Genomic DNA, 16,137 nt, shown 5'->3' on the forward strand with positions numbered 1-16,137 from the left:
TTTTGCATTACCATCTTGTTCTATAGTTAATACCAAGTAGAGTTACTTTAGTATTGGTTTTAATATTGAGGCCTGCATATGGATTAAGTAAGATATTATCAACCCCTGTTTTATTAGCAAGGCTACTAGAATTGGCTGGAATATCATCACGGCTACGCAAAAAACCAATCGATAAATCTAAATCTGTATCCTGATCAAATCGATACCCTAAACCTAAACCAAATAATTGAGCATTATTAATTGGAACCATGGTATTCCGCTTATCATCAGGAATAGAACTCGTTCGAGGCTCATAGCCCATTCGTAGTTTTAAACGATCTGTTGCTGAATATTCAAAACCGATCCCCCATCGCCATGCTGACTGAAAACGTAATGGCAATGCGAGTGATCGATCAGTTACATCAGCTGACAATAACTTCGCAACTTTTAACAAAGAAATCTGTCGATCAAATTCAAATTTGAATTTATCCCATGCGGAAAAATCAGTCCAACCAACATCAAAATTCATCTGCAAGTCTGGAAATATTTTGTATTTTATCCCTGCTTTAAAATGTTGAGGATACTTAAAGTCCATAGCAACCAATCCAGACTCTACATCTGGGACGTAACCTGGCAATCCTAGAATAGCCGCTAAAATCTGTCCTGTTGCTGATGAATTTAGACCAGCAACCAATTGCTGTGGAGCAGTGGCATTATTAATTAAATATTTGCCCCGCAAACGCATTTTTGCTTCGCTTTGATAAACCATACCAAAGCTAAAATCATCCGTTGGTTCCCATAAAATCCCTAAATTGTAACTCGGGCTAAGTGATTGCTCTAATGCAAGATCAAGTGAACCCATTTTATTAAACGGATTCATTCCTACTTTTGAGTTACACATACCAAAAAGCAGCAGGTCCGTAATAATATCGCCATTACCTTTAAATGGTGCACAAACAACCTCATCCACCATCCTCAGCACGCCAATCATTTCATTGGGAAAGCGCAAATCTGTTTTCATTGCGATTGCTTGATAAGACATCCCAAATGAGGCGCCAATTGCCAAATGGTCATTCACCTGATAGCCAAATGATGGAGATAAATAAGTAATACGCTCTAATGCGACTTGTTGCCCCATATAATTACTTGGATTACCATCTTCTGCCCCAAACCCTGCTACTAACGGCGCATAAATCGATGTTGCATAAGTAACTTTAGAACCTGGCGGTTTATATGAAATACCTGCTGTAGGAGCAGCCAAAGGCATATTCGGTCCTAGGTCAACGATTTTTTTTAGGATTGGAACATAAATACTCGCATACTCAACATCACCAGAAACAGTACCCTTAAAATCAGTACAGATCCGTGCATCAATCTCTGGACCATCATTACAAACCAATGGATCATCAGAGTAACCAAAAACGTTATAACCTGCAGGTGCTGCATAATCTCGTTTAATCGAGAAATTGGCTAAAATCCCCTGAACATCAGTTTGCAAACCATCTAACTTTGCCAAAGCAGCTGGGTTAAAATGTACTGCACTAATTCCTGGTGGATCAGCTGTTACTGCATTCCCCAAAGCCAAAGATCTTAGATCGACAGATAAATCCTGCCCTAATTGAGCATGAGTAATATTGGATAGTCCCGCAATTAAAATACTAATCGTTAAGGGACATAATTTAGGATATTTCACCTTTACGTCTCCTTAACGCAGTTTCTTGCCGAAACCTATAATATCAAGAGGGAATGATAAACCTAATGACACATCTGGAGCATCCTCAGTCAATCCTATTCCAACAGTTCCATTAACAATTGTTGATGGTGATACACGAACGCCTAATGCAAATGACAACATGGAACTACTTTGGTCTGCAGATTTAAAGCTTTCCCCATTATTAAAATAAAATTTTGCTCCCGTATTAAAACTTTGCTGATATGACATCGTCAATGAAACGTCATAATTAAATGAATAAGCAAAACCAAATGAGAAGCCACCACTTAAACCAGGATCAAAGCTTTCTAAAATACGGCTGCCACGAACCTGATTTAGACCACTTTCTTTAAAACCATAACTGGTTGAAACTGAAGCAAATAAAACAACCGGGTCAATATATTTTCGTGTACTAACACCACCACCAACAGAATAGTAACCTTTACCTGTTGATAACTCATCAATCCCAATTTCGTAAGGACTATCGCCTGTTTTGGTTGATGCACTACCGAATATAATTAAAGGAAGACGACCTTGTTTAAGAGGAAACGGTTCCCAACGAGCTCCAAAAGAAATATCCCCTAATCCAGCTGCAGTTTTATCATCTAATAGTTGTTTTTTTGCCATAAAAGGCAATGATGCAGATAAAGTTAAGTTATCTAATACACCATACTGAAGCGTAAAAGTATTGGTGAGAGTATGGTTCGCATCTTCTTCAACACGAAAATTTCTTAAACTTCCATCTTCCAATGATGCATCAATACGACTATCTCTATAATAGGTATAATCAATATCATAATATGAGGATATAGTCCCCTTCTTGATCAAAGAATATTGACGCTCGCTTGCTGTAAAGACCTCTTGTAAATTTGCTTCTTGTGATGCATCACCTTCTTGTTGTTGCAAAGCACTGGCTGCTTCATTGGCATCACTATCTGCTGTTACAACAGTTTCTATTTCACTATTTGATGGTGCTTCTTGCCCGGCTTGTACTTGTTGCTCAGCATAATCCACTTGAGATTGTTCTTCAGCATAAAGCGTTGTTGTGATTGCACTTAAACTTAAGGCAAGCACACTCATATTCATCCATTGATTATTCATTATAACATCCTACTTATGCATTTAATTTACTAAAACTTAAGAACTATTTGCGTTTATAGTACATCCGCATATAAGTCGTAACCGGTTGATTATAGGTCGTTGAATCAGTATTCTTATCCAAAACTCGACGCATCGTCGAAGCACGATCGGCTAAACGCTCAAAACGCGGCGTTTGAAATTGAATATCAGCGAGTGCATATTTATTAATTGTCGCATCTTCAACATGTCGCATATCTGCATCCTGCAAGGCCAAAAGATCTTTACGATAAGGCTCGGGCACATCAATTAAGAACAGCGTATTGTTATCCCAGACCTCTTTGAAGCGCGTTTCATCGAAACTAATATTACCTAAAGCAGGATCAGCGACATATACACGTCCATCTTTATATGCTTTATAAACTACAAAGTGCTTGAAACCTGCATAAGTAATCGGAACAATTGCAGGTTGTTTTAATGCTATAAGATCAGAAAACTGCCCTCGATACCCCCCACTGTTCAATCCGAGTGCTGTCACAAATCGCTTCATATCGAGTAGTGAAAAGCTACGGCGCTCAATAATTCGCTGATACTCACCGTACTGTAGTAAACCAGACATTGTTTGCTGTTCTGTTAAACTTAAACCTGCGTAACCATTTAATAGCGTCGTCAATGCCGCCGAGCCACAACTATAGTCATAAGCTTGACGCACAATACCGCGGAACTGATCTTCTACAGCAGGTTTAATAGTGACAACTTCACGGTGATTCCGTGTAAAGGAAGGGTTTCGAGAATCCAAAGTTTCTGTATAATACACAGTCCCATCTGGTTTTTTTTCTATTTCAAAGGCTTGCGTTGTAAAGTAATACATCAATGCCGAGCCTAAAGCGATCTCTAACATAAGTCTCTTTTTCTAACTGTGGCAGCACTTGCCTTATTCATTTTATTTTTAGTGTTTTAATCATTAAAACACTACGTCCCTGCCTGTTGAAGATACCTTTTTTTATGAAAAAATACAGCTTTTTTTTATTTTTTTTGACGAAATGTATATTTTCTTTAACACAAAGAGCTTTACATACCAAATACAACATATCTAAAACGTGATCACCACATAAATTTATTCTTCAGATACAAAAAAAGCGCATAGTGCGCTTTTTTCGCTTGGAAACTGATTAGTGACCAGAAATCGTAATTGTCGAAGAACCGACATTAAGACCTTGTACTTCAACATCACCAATAGACGCTGCAGCACTGCTACCTAAACGTACACCCTGTAAGTAAACATTCATACCTTGAGTACTGTTGTTTTTCAACTGAAGACCTGAAGTTGTCACAGAAATATCTGTATCGATGTTAAGATCACCAGTAGTGTTACCCGTACCACGTACATAGATATTATCTAGATAGATTTGACCACCGCCAGCAGCATCATTAATACCAAGATTAGAAATCGTTAAACCACCTTGTAGAGTTGAATCTAACTTGATCATCGCACCTTGTGGTGTAGCACCCAATTGAACATTGGCAGAAATCGCACCTAAAGATAGGTCTAATCCTGTCAAAATTTCAGTTGGTGTGCCTGTTACACCACGAACAGCTGTCGTAGTATCAGTCAAACTAGCACCGTTTGATGGTGCAACACCAATTGAACCAATGCTAATATCTACTGCACCAACACTTGCAGCGATGTTGAGGAATGCTTCGCCAGATGTACCAGCATCTGTATCAATCACTAAATCAAGTAAATTTGTGTTTGGATCAACTTGAGTGATTGAAAGGCCATCAATTGCAATCGCACCTGCTACACCTGTTGCACCAGTAATGCCTGTTGCAGTATCCAAACCATCATTATCGTGAATATATAATTTATCGATAGAGATACCAGCAGAACCTAAAGCGATACCGATATTAATCCCATCTTGACCTGTTGCAGCGCTTAGTGCAGCATCGTCCATTGACTGCATAGCCATTGCATTTGCGCTAATCGCCATTGAAGAAACTAAAACTAGTTTAGTAAACATTTTCATTGAGCACTCTCCCAAGAGCATTTATTTTTTTGACTTTCACTACTCTAAACTGTCCACTGTCGTTTTTTCTTTAATGACAACCTGAACTTCCAATCCTTGAGTAGTTCGCTTAGCAAGTACTAAATTACTCGTTTGTTATTTTATGTTCAACTCCTGTTAAATGTTTTTTACCAATAAACCGATAAACGGCTGAATCATTAAGAAAACAACTTAAAAGCACACAACACAAATAAGCCAATGAAATATATAATTATTTATAAAAATAGATACCTGTTTTCAAGTGGACATTTTCAAGAAAATTGCTCTAAACTACCGACAGAAGCTCAATACCATGGATGTAACAAAATACAAAACAGCATCTAGGATACACATAAAAATTAGTTCGATTAAAATTTATTTTCAATATTCATCTAAGCAAATATCCGATGTTTTTTTAATCTGACGTATCGGTAGATTTCCATTGGTTGTAGTACAATTCGATACTTCAAATATAGATGAAGTCATTGTTGTTTTATGCCCTCTTTTAATCACAAGCTTAACACGCAATTTACATCTGCATTTGACTTACTCTTGCAATTAAAGGGGCTGACTGGTTTAACCTATTTGCATGATCAAAACAATCCAGTTATTGCATTTTCGCCAAAAGCATTCCTGATTATTGAACATTCAACACTACAACAATTTGATCGCATCGAGTTTGACCAATATCAAAAGAAAATTGCAACATCTATTATAGAATTCACCAATTTAAACCCAACCACACCAGCAAAGGGAAATAATGTCAACTTCCAAGGCGGCTATATTGGTTTTTTTAGTTATGACTATGCCGCACAACAAAATATTAATAACACTATCCGCTCACAACCTTGTTTTTTCTTAGGAAAATATCAAACGTTCTTAAAGTTTCAAAATAATGCTTGGTATTTTCATAGCGATGAAGACGAAGCACAGTACATTTATGATCAAATTTGTCATCGCTTAGAACAACCCAAAAAAAATGTGAAACTTAACTTAGTTTCAAAATGTCATCCACGCTGGTCAAAGCAACAATATATGGATGCTTTTGATCAAGTCGAAGAATATATTAAAGCTGGTGATTGTTATCAAATCAATCTAACACAAGAATTTAAAGCGAAAGTCGAAGGATCATTATTAGGTCAGGCCAATGCTTTATGGGAACTCACGCATGCGCCTTATGCTGGATATCTTAATATAAATGATTTTGAGTTACTGAGTTGCTCTCCAGAACTATTTATTGAGTTTCAAGCCGAGCGAAAAGTCAAAACACGCCCAATCAAAGGCACCATGCCACGCTTTAATGACCCTAAACAGGATCAAATTTCGAAGAATAAGCTGAGCCAATCTGAAAAAGATCAAGCTGAAAATGTGATGATTGTAGATTTACTGCGAAATGATTTAAGTGTATATGCCGAAACAGGATCAGTAGAAACAACAAAACTGTTTGAAATCGAAAGCTTTAACCAAGTTCATCATATGGTCAGTGAAATCACGGCAACATTAAAAGAGGAAATCAACCCAATGCAAATGTTGCTGTCCGCCCTCCCTGGGGGCTCGATTACGGGTGCACCTAAAATTCGTGCTATGCAAATCATTGAGGAGTTAGAAGGTGCTCCGCGTGGTGCATATTGCGGTAGTCTCGGTTATTTTAATTTTGATGGGACGGGCCGTTGGAATATTTTGATTCGTAGTATTCAAAAATATCAAAATGAATTATCGATGTGGGCTGGAGGCGGTATTACGATCGCATCAGATGCAGAAGCAGAGTATCAAGAATGTTTTGATAAAATTTCTGCCATGCTTGATTTACTCAATACATGGCAGCAATCCGAAAAATAAATATCGGTTTATAATATCTTTGTTTTGAGCGTCTCAACCAAACGTTGATTTTGCTCATCCGTACCGATCGTGATACGCAAGAATTGATTAATTCTTGGTTTATTAAAATAACGAACAATAATTCCCTGTTCACGAAGCTGCTGAGCAAGCTGTGCTGCATCATGTTGAGGGTGAGTAGCAAAAATAAAATTTGCCTTTGACGGTAAAATGTTGAAGCCAAGCGTATTTAAATCATTAACCAATTTCTCTCGACTTTGAATCACTTTTTGGCATTGTGCTTCAAAATAACCTTGATCTTCAAATGAAGCGACTGCTGCTGCAATCGCGAAACGATCAATTGGATAAGAGTTAAAACTATTTTTTACCGCTTCAAGTGCAGCAATTAAATGACTTTGTGCAATCGCAAAACCCACACGCAGACCCGCAAGCGAACGTGACTTAGATGTCGTTTGGCAAACAACGAGATTGTCATAACGACTGACTAATTGAACAGCTGTCTCAGCACCAAAATCGACATAAGCTTCATCTATTACAACCACACGATTTGGATTTGCCTGTAATACTTTTTCTATCTCCGCCAATCCTAACGCAATACTTGTAGGCGCATTGGGGTTGGTAATAATGATGCCTCCATTTTCTTGTTGATAATCTGAAACATCTATTTCAAACATTTCATTCAATGGAATTTGCTTCGTTTCAATCCTAAAAAACTGACTATAAACAGGATAAAAACTATAAGTAATATCAGGATAAAGGATCGGTTCTTTTTGAATAAAGAATGCTTTAAAGATATGAGCCAACACCTCATCCGAACCATTACCAACAAAAACTTGCTCAACATCCACATTTTGCTGTTTTGCAATCGCTTGTTTTAATGCAGTTGCATCTGGATCAGGATATAGACGTAAAGCATCGGCTTGATTGGATAATACAGCTTGAACGGCTTCCACCACCTTTGGTGAAGGCGGATATGGATTTTCATTGGTATTCAGTTTAAGTAAATTCTGAATTTTTGGTTGTTCACCAGGCACATAGGGCTCTAATTCACGAACCTCAGGACTCCAAAAACGCATTTGTTCTGTAGTAAATGTCATTTTAATTTCTCTTTCAGCCCTCTCCTAACCTCTCCCCAAAGAAGAGGAATCTTCGACTTAAGCCATCATTTGATTCAGTTTGCTCATGTGGCCTACGCCCTCTACTTTTTAGAAGAGAGCTAGGGAGAGGTTTTTATTTACATTATTGGTAACGGTAACGTGCTGAACGTGCGTGAGCATCAAGATTTTCTTGTACTGCGAGTACATCAGCAGTTTTTGCCAAGGTTTTAACCCCATCTCTTGAACACATAATCAAGCTTGAACGCTTTTGAAAATCATACACACCTAATGGTGATGAGAAACGTGCGGTGCCCGATGTTGGCAAGACGTGGTTTGGTCCCGCACAATAGTCTCCGATTGCTTCTGGTGTATAACGTCCCATAAAGATCGCACCTGCATGACGAATGTCTTGACTCATCAATTCAGCCTCATCCAAACAAAGCTCCAAATGCTCAGGGGCCACTTGGTTGATCAGTTCAATCGCTTCAGCACGGTCTTTGACCAATACCAATGCACCGCGATTTTGAATTGAAGTTCGCGCAATTTCTGCTTTTGGTAATTCATTTAAATGTTTTTCAATCGCAGCTTCAACGGCATTGAGAAGTGCCTCATCAGGTGTAATAAAAATCGCTTGAGCAACTGTATCGTGTTCAGCTTGAGATAACACATCCATCGCTAACCAATCGGCATTATTTTCACCTTCGGCATAGACCAAAATTTCAGAAGGCCCTGCGATCATATCAATACCGACTTGACCAAATACAGCACGTTTCGCTGCTGCAACAAATCGATTGCCTGGTCCAGTAATTTTGTCTACAGGAGGAATGGTCTGTGTGCCATACGCCAACGCAGCAACAGCCTGCGCACCACCAATGGTAAAAACTCGACTAACACCAGCCAAATGCGCTGCAGCTAAAACCAAGGGATTAAGTTCACCATTCGGTGCTGGAACCACCATAATAATTTCAGGTACACCCGCTACATGTGCGGGTAAAGCATTCATCAGCACAGAGGATGGGTAAGATGCTAATCCACCAGGCACATAGATTCCCACTCGATCAAGCGGAGTAACCTTCTGTCCTAAGGTATTACCTAGTTCATCTACGTAAGTCCAACCCTCTTGCTTCTGCGCCTGATGGAATGAACGAATACGTTTTGCTGCCAACTCTAAGGCTTCACGAATTTCAGTACTTAAACCATCAAAGGCAGTCTTAAGTTGTGCTTGTGTCAGTTCTAAATCAGAAAATTGATGCGCTGGATGTCGATCGAACTGCTGCGTTAACTTAAGTACATGATCATCGCCATACTGACGAACATCTGCAATAATCTGGTCTACAGTTTGAATTAATTGAGGATCATTCACAGTTTCAAATGCCAAAAGCTCAGCAAATGTTTGTTTAAAATTCTGATCCTGAGTCGATAAACGTCGCATCAATTTACCCACAAGGTGAAAAAGAGAACGCTAAGTTTACTCTTTTTAATCAGATTTGTGGGGGCAATATCTGCTTAAAAAATCAATAGTAAAAAGCGAGTTCTTCGATAAATCATGCACACCATTTCATCCAGACAAAATATCAATAAATAATAATAAAATTTATTAAATAAAAATAATAACTTATAAAATATTTTTAATTTTCTGTCACAACTTCACTTTCTGAGTCGTCAATTTAGTAGCGCTATTGATTTATACGAGGAATATTAAAAATGGCAACGCTAAATACTCATCCGAAAACACATTTACCAGAAGCAATTCGGTCTCTCTATCAAGTACATCAAAATATTGACGATTCTGCTTTACTTGAACGATCACTCTATCATCTTGTTCTGCTACAAGCCTCACAAATCAATCAATGTGCCTTTTGCATCAAAATGCACATTGCTGAGGCGCTAGCCGACGGGGAAACACAAACACGTTTAGATCGCTTGATTGTTTGGCGTCATTGTTCGGATTTTAGTGCGCAAGAGAAAGCTGCATTTGCTTGGGTAGAAGCACTCACCCATTTACAATCGCAAACAGATTACCAACCACTTCGTGTCGAGTTACTTAAATACTTCAATGAACAGCAAATCTCTGCTTTAACTTTATTGATTGGCATGATTAATTTATGGAATCGTATCGGCATTTCTCAACACTAAAATTAAATGAATAAATCAACCAATTTTAGTCAAGACGACTTAAATCTATTTCAGGCAAGCCGAACATTTCTGTTTGGTCTTGCCTATCGACTTTTAGGTTCAACAAGTGATGCAGAGGATGCATTACAGGATATTTTTATCAAATGGCAACAACAACCCAAACATGAAATTATCCATCCACAAGCTTGGCTTACCACCATATGCACAAGACATTGTATCGATCTATTGCGCTCTCATCACAAATCTCGGACAGATTATATCGGAACATGGTTGCCTGAACCCTATCATCATACTGAAGAGTTATTGGTCGAATCCGATTACACCCTTTCCACTGCCTTTCTGCTCATCTTAGAAAAACTGTCTGTCAAAGAGCGTGCCGCTTATATATTGCATGAGATATTCAATCTTGATTACGCTGAAATTTCAGACATACTTTTAGAACAGCAAAATTATTGTCGCCAATTGGTGACTCGCAGTAAGAAACGGATTGCAGAGCAGCCCAAAGTACTTTCGACCATACCGACTTCTCATCAGATAACTTTACTGAATGCATTCAAAGATGCGATTCATTCACACGATCTAGATCAACTTAAAGCACTTTTAAGTGAAGATATTTTATTTGCAGCCGATGGCGGTGGTAAAGTTTCCGCAATTCGACAACCCTTTACAGATCTGACCAGTGTACTACGCTTTTTTGAACGTTTACTATTTCAAGCATGGACTGAGTTATCTTGGGAAATGTGTTATTTGAATGGCAATATCGGTTTCAAACTATATGATCAGCAACATCATTGTGTGATCGTACTAACTTTTCATTTTGATCAACAACACATCTCCAACATTTATGTTTTGCGCAACCCAGAAAAACTCAAATAAAAAAGGCCAACCTTAGTTGACCTTCAACATTCATTCGAGATTTTTAGCGATTATTAATCGCCTGCTCAAGCTGCGTCAGAATTGGATTGAGTAAAGCTTGTTTACGCTTAAAACTTGCTTTGTTGACGATCAAGCGAGATGATACTTTGCAAATTTCTTCCAAAGGTTCCAAACCATTGGCACGTAAAGTATTACCTGTATCTACCACGTCAACAATGTAATCACCTAAACCAACCAAAGGTGCAAGTTCCATTGATCCGTAAAGTTTAATCACATCAACCTGCTCACCTAAGCTTGCATAGTATTGACGGGTTAAATTGACATATTTAGTCGCGATCTTTAAACGACCTTTCGGACGTTCCATACCCACTTTACCTGCAGTCATTAACTTACAGTTTGCAATTTTTAGATCAAGCAACTCATAAACATGTTGTGCACCATGTTCCATCAATACATCTTTGCCCGCCACACCAAAATCAGCTGCACCATTTTCGACATAAGTCGGTACATCAGAAGCACGTAAAATTAAAATACGAACTTTCTTATGAGTGGTTGGAAAAATTAATTTACGAGATTTATCAGGATCTTCAAGTAGATTGATACCTGCATTTTCTAGTAACGGTAATGTTTCCTTTAAGATACGACCTTTACTGAGTGCTAAAGTTAAACCATGATCAAAATTGCCCATCACATCAAAATTTGGATCATCGTTTCTTAAGTCATTCATCCTTTTACTCGCTTAATCTGAGCACCTAAACTTTGCAACTTTTCTTCCACGTGTTCATAACCACGATCTATATGGTAGATACGATCAACTAACGTTTCCCCCTCTGCAACCAATGCAGCAAGAACTAAAGAGAAAGAAGCTCGTAAATCAGTTGCCATTACAGGCGCTGCTTGAAGTTTTTCGACCCCTGTTACAACCGCATCATGTCCTTCGACTTGAATGTTAGCACCCATACGTGAAAGTTCAGGAACATGCATAAAACGGTTTTCGAAAATCGTTTCTGAAATTGTGGCAAAACCGCGACCAACCGCATTAACTGCCATGATTTGTGCCTGCATATCAGTTGGAAATTCAGGATGAGGTAATGTTCTAAAGCTCACTGCTTTAGGGCGTTTACCCAGCATATCCAACTCAATCCAGTCATCACCACGCGTGACTTCTGCACCCATTTCCTCAAACTTATCCAACACAGCTTCAAGCAAGCTAGGATCAGTATGTGTTGTTTTGACTCGACCGCCTGTAATCGCAGCAGCAGCTAAATATGAACCCGTTTCGATACGATCAGCAACCACAGCATATTCACAGCCATGCAAGCTTTCAACACCTGTAACTACAAGCGTATCGGTATCTAAACCTTCAATTTTAGCACCCATTTTGATCAGCATTTGCGCAAGGTCAGTGATTTCAGGCTCACGCGCTGCATTACGAATCGTGGTTACACCCTCTGCTAATGCTGCTGCCATCAAGATATTTTCGGTACCACCCACGGTAACCATATCAAAAATGACTTCGCCACCCTTCAAGCGACCATCAACTGATGCATGAACATAACCATTTTCAACTTCAATATGTGCACCTAAAGCTTCTAAAGCTTTTAAATGTTGATCCACAGGACGTGAGCCAATTGCACAACCACCTGGTAATGATACTTTTGCATTTCCATAGCGCGCCAATAATGGTCCAAGCACCAAGATTGAAGCACGCATGGTTTTTACCAGTTCATAAGGTGCAAACTGATTGTCTAATGTTGAAGCATCAGCTCGAACAGTATCACCTTCATAACTCATGGTCACACCGAGACCAGCAATTAATTTTACTAATGTATTTACATCTTTTAGATTTGGAACATTGGTAAGCGTAATCGGAGAATCAGCTAGAATCATCGCTGCAAGTAAAGGTAAAGCTGCATTTTTAGCACCAGAAATGCGCACTTCACCCTCGAGCTTAACACCGCCCGTAATTAAAAATTTATCCATTAATATTTAAGCTCCGAAAAGGCTTGCTTTGCGCCATTCGTCTTTTGTCATTGCACGAATCGTTACAGCATGGACTGCACCACTCGCAATATAAGAATTTAAAGGTGCATAAACGGCTTGTTGACGACTAACGGTACGTTTACCTTCAAACTGATCATCAACAATACGTAGGTCAAATTTTCCAGCTTGTCCGCTCACTGCTACTTCTGCTTCAGGGAAAGCTTCTTTTAAAATTTGCGTGAGCTGCTCACTATTCATTACCAAGACCTCTTATACAACCATTGGTGTAAAACGCGTTATTTTACTATAACTTTTTCTCATAATTCAGTACACAGCTTCTTTTTTTATCAATAAAAAAAAGAGGCTCAACAAAAAGCCTCTTTATAAAAATAAAAATCAACTTAAAAGTGCAAGCTCATGTTGATAAGAACATTGTATTTTTCTATGTTTTGCAAGTTGTCTTTTTAATTTATCTGTTAATTTCTTAATCGAAGTATACATATCATCAGCTGTTGCTTGTGCAAATAATTCCACCCCAGGAAGACGGATAATCGCCTCTGCAATATGATTTGCACTCCCCTTATGTGATCGTTTATCTACCTGATGATCTTTGGCCAACTTGATCTGCATACTATTCACTTGATCTAGATGCTTGGTCATTTGGCTGAACTTCGCTTTTATATTTTCTTCAATTGCTGGTGTAATAGTTAAATGGTGTCCACGAATTGTTATTTGCATAATTCTATCCCTCACCTTTTTCTCAGGATTCAAGACCGTCGCTTAAGCAAATTTAATGCACATTTTGTTGGTTCAATATCCATTAAATCATTTTCAGCGACTCCTCTAGTGATCATTAAAAGATTCATTATTTCGTAATAATGAATCCCTAGAATAGTCACACCTTGAAATTCAGATCAAGACTTTTCTTTCAGAAGATGATGGAATATGTAACGATTCTCGATATTTTGCGACCGTGCGTCGTGCGACCTCAATCCCTTCCACTTTCAACAGTTCAGCAATTGCGTTATCTGACAACGGCTTACATGGATTCTCATTTGAAACTAGCTTTTTGATCATAGCGCGGATTGCAGTAGAAGATGCTTCCCCACCTGTGGTTGTTCCCACATGACTAGAAAAAAAGTATTTCAATTCGAATAGACCACGTGGCGTAAGCATATATTTATTGGTCGTCACACGGGAAACGGTGGACTCATGCAATTCCACCTCTTCCGCCACATCGCGTAAAACCAAAGGTTTCATCGCTTCAGGACCTTGCTCTAAAAATGCCCGTTGATGCTCAACAATACAGGTCGCAACCTTTAATAATGTTTTATGGCGCTCATCGATACTTTTTATAAAATTCTTTGCCTCAAGCATTTGATTACGTAAATAGACATTATCATCACTTTGATCCGCACGACGAATCATTCCAGAGTAAAAAGAATTAATACGTAATTTTGGCATAACATCTGGATTGAGCTGTACTTGCCAATGCTGATCCTTTTTCGCAACGACCACATCGGGAACTTGATAATCCGACTCTTGTTGATTAAATTCTAGACCAGGATAAGGCTTTAATGTTCTTAACAAATCAACTGCCGACTTTAATTGTTCTTTTGACAAGCCAGTTTGTTTCAATAATTTATTCAAATCATTTGAAATAAGCAACTCGTAATATTTAAGAAGATTCTTCGCCTCACTCACATAGGGCGCATGCTCATTCAATGCTTCAAGTTGAATTCTTAAACATTCGGCTAAATTTCTCGAGCCTACCCCAATCGGATCTAAGTGTTGAATATGTTTAAGAACAACGATAATTTCATCCAATTCAATCTCTTCATCGCTGTCCATCTCCTCTAAAAAGCGTGTAGTTGCCAATTGAATATCTTCAAGTTCAGCATCTAAAAAGCCCTTTTCATCAAGAGAGTCAACAATGCAATAAGCGATTAACTTATCAATAGAGGAAAAATGCAATAAATTAACTTGTTCTAAAATATGTTCTTTTAAATTATGTTGAACCTGTCGATTATCTTCTCGCTCTTCATATTCAGGAGATCCCAGTGCTGTTGATTGGTGTGTATAAACATCATCCCACTCTGTATCAACAGGCAAATCGTTTGGCAAATGATCTGCATTTAACTCCGTCGTCAAATCAGCATTTTCTTTACTTTCCAGTGCAGAAAGACTTTCTGTTGTTCCTGATTCTTCTATTTTTTCCAGTAAGGGGTTACTATCAAGCTGAATTTGAATTTCTTGTTCCAGCTCTAAGCTTGATAGCTGTAGAAGACGAATCGCCTGCTGTAATTGAGGAGTTAACGACAAACTATTCGCAACTTTCAATCCAACAGATAATTTCATAGAGCCTTCCTTTTAATTAAACAAGCAAAAAACATGCCCATAAAAATATTTATAACATAAAGTAATGTTTACGCATACAAGGAAAATTCCTTTCTAATGACTTATCTGTTCAAAAAACTAGCGAAAGTATAAATATTTATTGTAATACCGAGTCAACCTTTACCTCAGTACTCTCTTAAAAAATAATAGTTCAAGTTAAATAGAAACGCTTATCAGAGCAGACGACATCTTTTATAGTGAAGAAATATCAACTACTTTATATTTTGTTGCTTAAGACACTCATGCATTTCTTCGAGCACTTTCTGCCCCATTGTTCTTCGCACAAGATCATTTAGGTCGCCTGCTAGAAAGTTAGACCAAGTCGTACTCGTTGAACCGGAAGACATTGCATATCGTCCACAAGCAGACCAGACCTTTTGATCTGATGTAATATACGCTACATATAGCTCACCTTCAGGATCACCCAATATCCATTCGCGAATAACTCGAGGTGCTTGATATTTTTTCTTAGGTTTTTCTAACGACTTCCATACTAAAAAACCTAAATAGACAATTCCAATAGCAGATAAAAGTTCATAGAGAATCATATCACTCCTAATAGCATTTCTTATTTAGCATCTAATTAGGATAAAAATAGCACGACTCGTTAAATATTGGCTTCTATTTTTCTTTTTCCACTGGCCATAAAAAACACCCCCAGCCATTAGGTTGGGGGTGTTTGAATTTAAAAGCTGGCGATGACTTACTCTCACATGGCAAGTGCCACACTACCATCAGCGCGAAGAGGTTTCACTTCTGAGTTCGGGAAGGGATCAGGTGGTTCACTCTTGCTATTGTCGCCAGCAAACTGTTTTGGCTTTGGGTGGTCTTACTTTTAAACTTATTATTAAGTTCATGCCACTTAGTACCGAAAGAGTTATTAACGGATTAGTAGAACATAAAGCATAGCTTTATGTCTTGCGCTCGGGCAAAGATTATTAATCTTTGCTTATCCTCGCTCATGAGTCTGTATTGTAACTAGTTTTAACACTAAATCAAG

At 38.3% G+C, this 16,137-nt stretch carries 15 protein-coding genes and 1 rRNA gene; 3 read left to right on the forward strand and 13 right to left on the reverse strand.

The window, feature by feature from the left end:
* Positions 1-7 precede the first annotated feature (7 nt).
* From filD to filA, 4 genes are all read right to left on the reverse strand, one after another.
* Positions 8-1,672 carry a putative pilus system OmpP1/FadL family transporter FilD gene (filD, locus tag F2A31_RS12395; protein ID WP_150026622.1) on the reverse strand — a complete coding sequence of 555 codons (1,665 nt, stop codon included), beginning with the start codon at positions 1,670-1,672 and terminating at the stop codon, positions 8-10.
* Between the two features lie 12 nt (positions 1,673-1,684).
* Entirely contained in the window at positions 1,685-2,791 is a 1,107-nt protein-coding gene (gene filC / locus F2A31_RS12400) for a putative pilus system protein FilC (RefSeq protein WP_150026623.1), read from the reverse strand.
* Between the two features lie 43 nt (positions 2,792-2,834).
* Complete coding sequence (gene filB, locus F2A31_RS12405; protein ID WP_150026624.1) at positions 2,835-3,668, reverse strand: putative pilus system C39 family peptidase FilB; 834 nt, start codon at positions 3,666-3,668, stop codon at positions 2,835-2,837.
* 271 nt (positions 3,669-3,939) lie between these two features.
* Positions 3,940-4,794 (reverse strand): putative pilus system protein FilA, encoded by an 855-nt coding sequence (filA, locus tag F2A31_RS12410; RefSeq protein WP_150026625.1) that lies wholly within the window; start codon positions 4,792-4,794, stop codon positions 3,940-3,942.
* A gap of 513 nt (positions 4,795-5,307) precedes the next feature.
* Here filA and pabB point away from each other — a divergent pair.
* On the forward strand, positions 5,308-6,651 hold the full coding sequence (pabB, locus tag F2A31_RS12415; RefSeq protein ID WP_150026626.1) for an aminodeoxychorismate synthase component I: 1,344 nt from the start codon (positions 5,308-5,310) through the stop codon (positions 6,649-6,651).
* A gap of 8 nt (positions 6,652-6,659) precedes the next feature.
* On the opposite strand, the gene hisC is transcribed toward pabB, so the two are convergent.
* Together hisC and hisD are read right to left on the reverse strand one after the other, a co-directional pair.
* The gene (gene hisC, locus F2A31_RS12420) at positions 6,660-7,745 is read right to left on the reverse strand and encodes a histidinol-phosphate transaminase (RefSeq protein WP_150026627.1); all 1,086 of its coding nucleotides are present in this window, start codon (positions 7,743-7,745) and stop codon (positions 6,660-6,662) included.
* 142 nt (positions 7,746-7,887) lie between these two features.
* Positions 7,888-9,177, reverse strand: coding sequence for a histidinol dehydrogenase (gene hisD / locus F2A31_RS12425; RefSeq protein ID WP_150026628.1), 1,290 nt, complete (start codon positions 9,175-9,177; stop codon positions 7,888-7,890).
* Between the two features lie 272 nt (positions 9,178-9,449).
* Here hisD and F2A31_RS12430 point away from each other — a divergent pair, with 272 nt between their 5' ends.
* Complete coding sequence (locus F2A31_RS12430; protein WP_150026629.1) at positions 9,450-9,881, forward strand: carboxymuconolactone decarboxylase family protein; 432 nt, start codon at positions 9,450-9,452, stop codon at positions 9,879-9,881.
* Positions 9,882-9,887: 6 nt separating this feature from the next.
* On the forward strand, positions 9,888-10,757 hold the full coding sequence (locus F2A31_RS12435; protein WP_150026630.1) for a sigma factor: 870 nt from the start codon (positions 9,888-9,890) through the stop codon (positions 10,755-10,757).
* A 43-nt stretch (positions 10,758-10,800) separates the two neighbouring features.
* Here the strand turns inward: F2A31_RS12435 and hisG are convergent, their stop codons facing one another.
* The 7 genes from hisG to rrf form a co-directional block, all read right to left on the reverse strand.
* Positions 10,801-11,484 (reverse strand): ATP phosphoribosyltransferase, encoded by a 684-nt coding sequence (gene hisG / locus F2A31_RS12440; RefSeq protein ID WP_004799890.1) that lies wholly within the window; start codon positions 11,482-11,484, stop codon positions 10,801-10,803.
* Entirely contained in the window at positions 11,481-12,740 is a 1,260-nt protein-coding gene (murA, locus tag F2A31_RS12445) for a UDP-N-acetylglucosamine 1-carboxyvinyltransferase (protein ID WP_150026631.1), read from the reverse strand. The genes hisG and murA overlap by 4 nt, the downstream gene beginning before the upstream one ends.
* Before the next feature lie 6 nt (positions 12,741-12,746).
* Positions 12,747-12,998, reverse strand: a complete 252-nt coding sequence (gene ibaG, locus F2A31_RS12450) for a BolA family iron metabolism protein IbaG (protein ID WP_004637997.1) — start codon at positions 12,996-12,998, stop codon at positions 12,747-12,749.
* A gap of 138 nt (positions 12,999-13,136) precedes the next feature.
* Positions 13,137-13,478: a ribosome hibernation-promoting factor, HPF/YfiA family gene (hpf, locus tag F2A31_RS12455; RefSeq protein WP_150026632.1), complete on the reverse strand. Its 342-nt coding sequence runs from the start codon at positions 13,476-13,478 to the stop codon at positions 13,137-13,139.
* Between the two features lie 171 nt (positions 13,479-13,649).
* Entirely contained in the window at positions 13,650-15,098 is a 1,449-nt protein-coding gene (locus tag F2A31_RS12460; protein WP_150026633.1) for an RNA polymerase factor sigma-54, read from the reverse strand.
* Positions 15,099-15,349: 251 nt separating this feature from the next.
* Entirely contained in the window at positions 15,350-15,685 is a 336-nt protein-coding gene (locus tag F2A31_RS12465) for a hypothetical protein (RefSeq protein WP_150026634.1), read from the reverse strand.
* A gap of 142 nt (positions 15,686-15,827) precedes the next feature.
* A 5S ribosomal RNA gene (gene rrf / locus F2A31_RS12470) occupies positions 15,828-15,942 on the reverse strand.
* Between the last annotated feature and the right edge of the window lie 195 nt (positions 15,943-16,137).

Source organism: Acinetobacter suaedae (assembly GCF_008630915.1).
Taxonomy (GTDB): Bacteria; Pseudomonadota; Gammaproteobacteria; order Pseudomonadales; family Moraxellaceae; genus Acinetobacter; species Acinetobacter suaedae.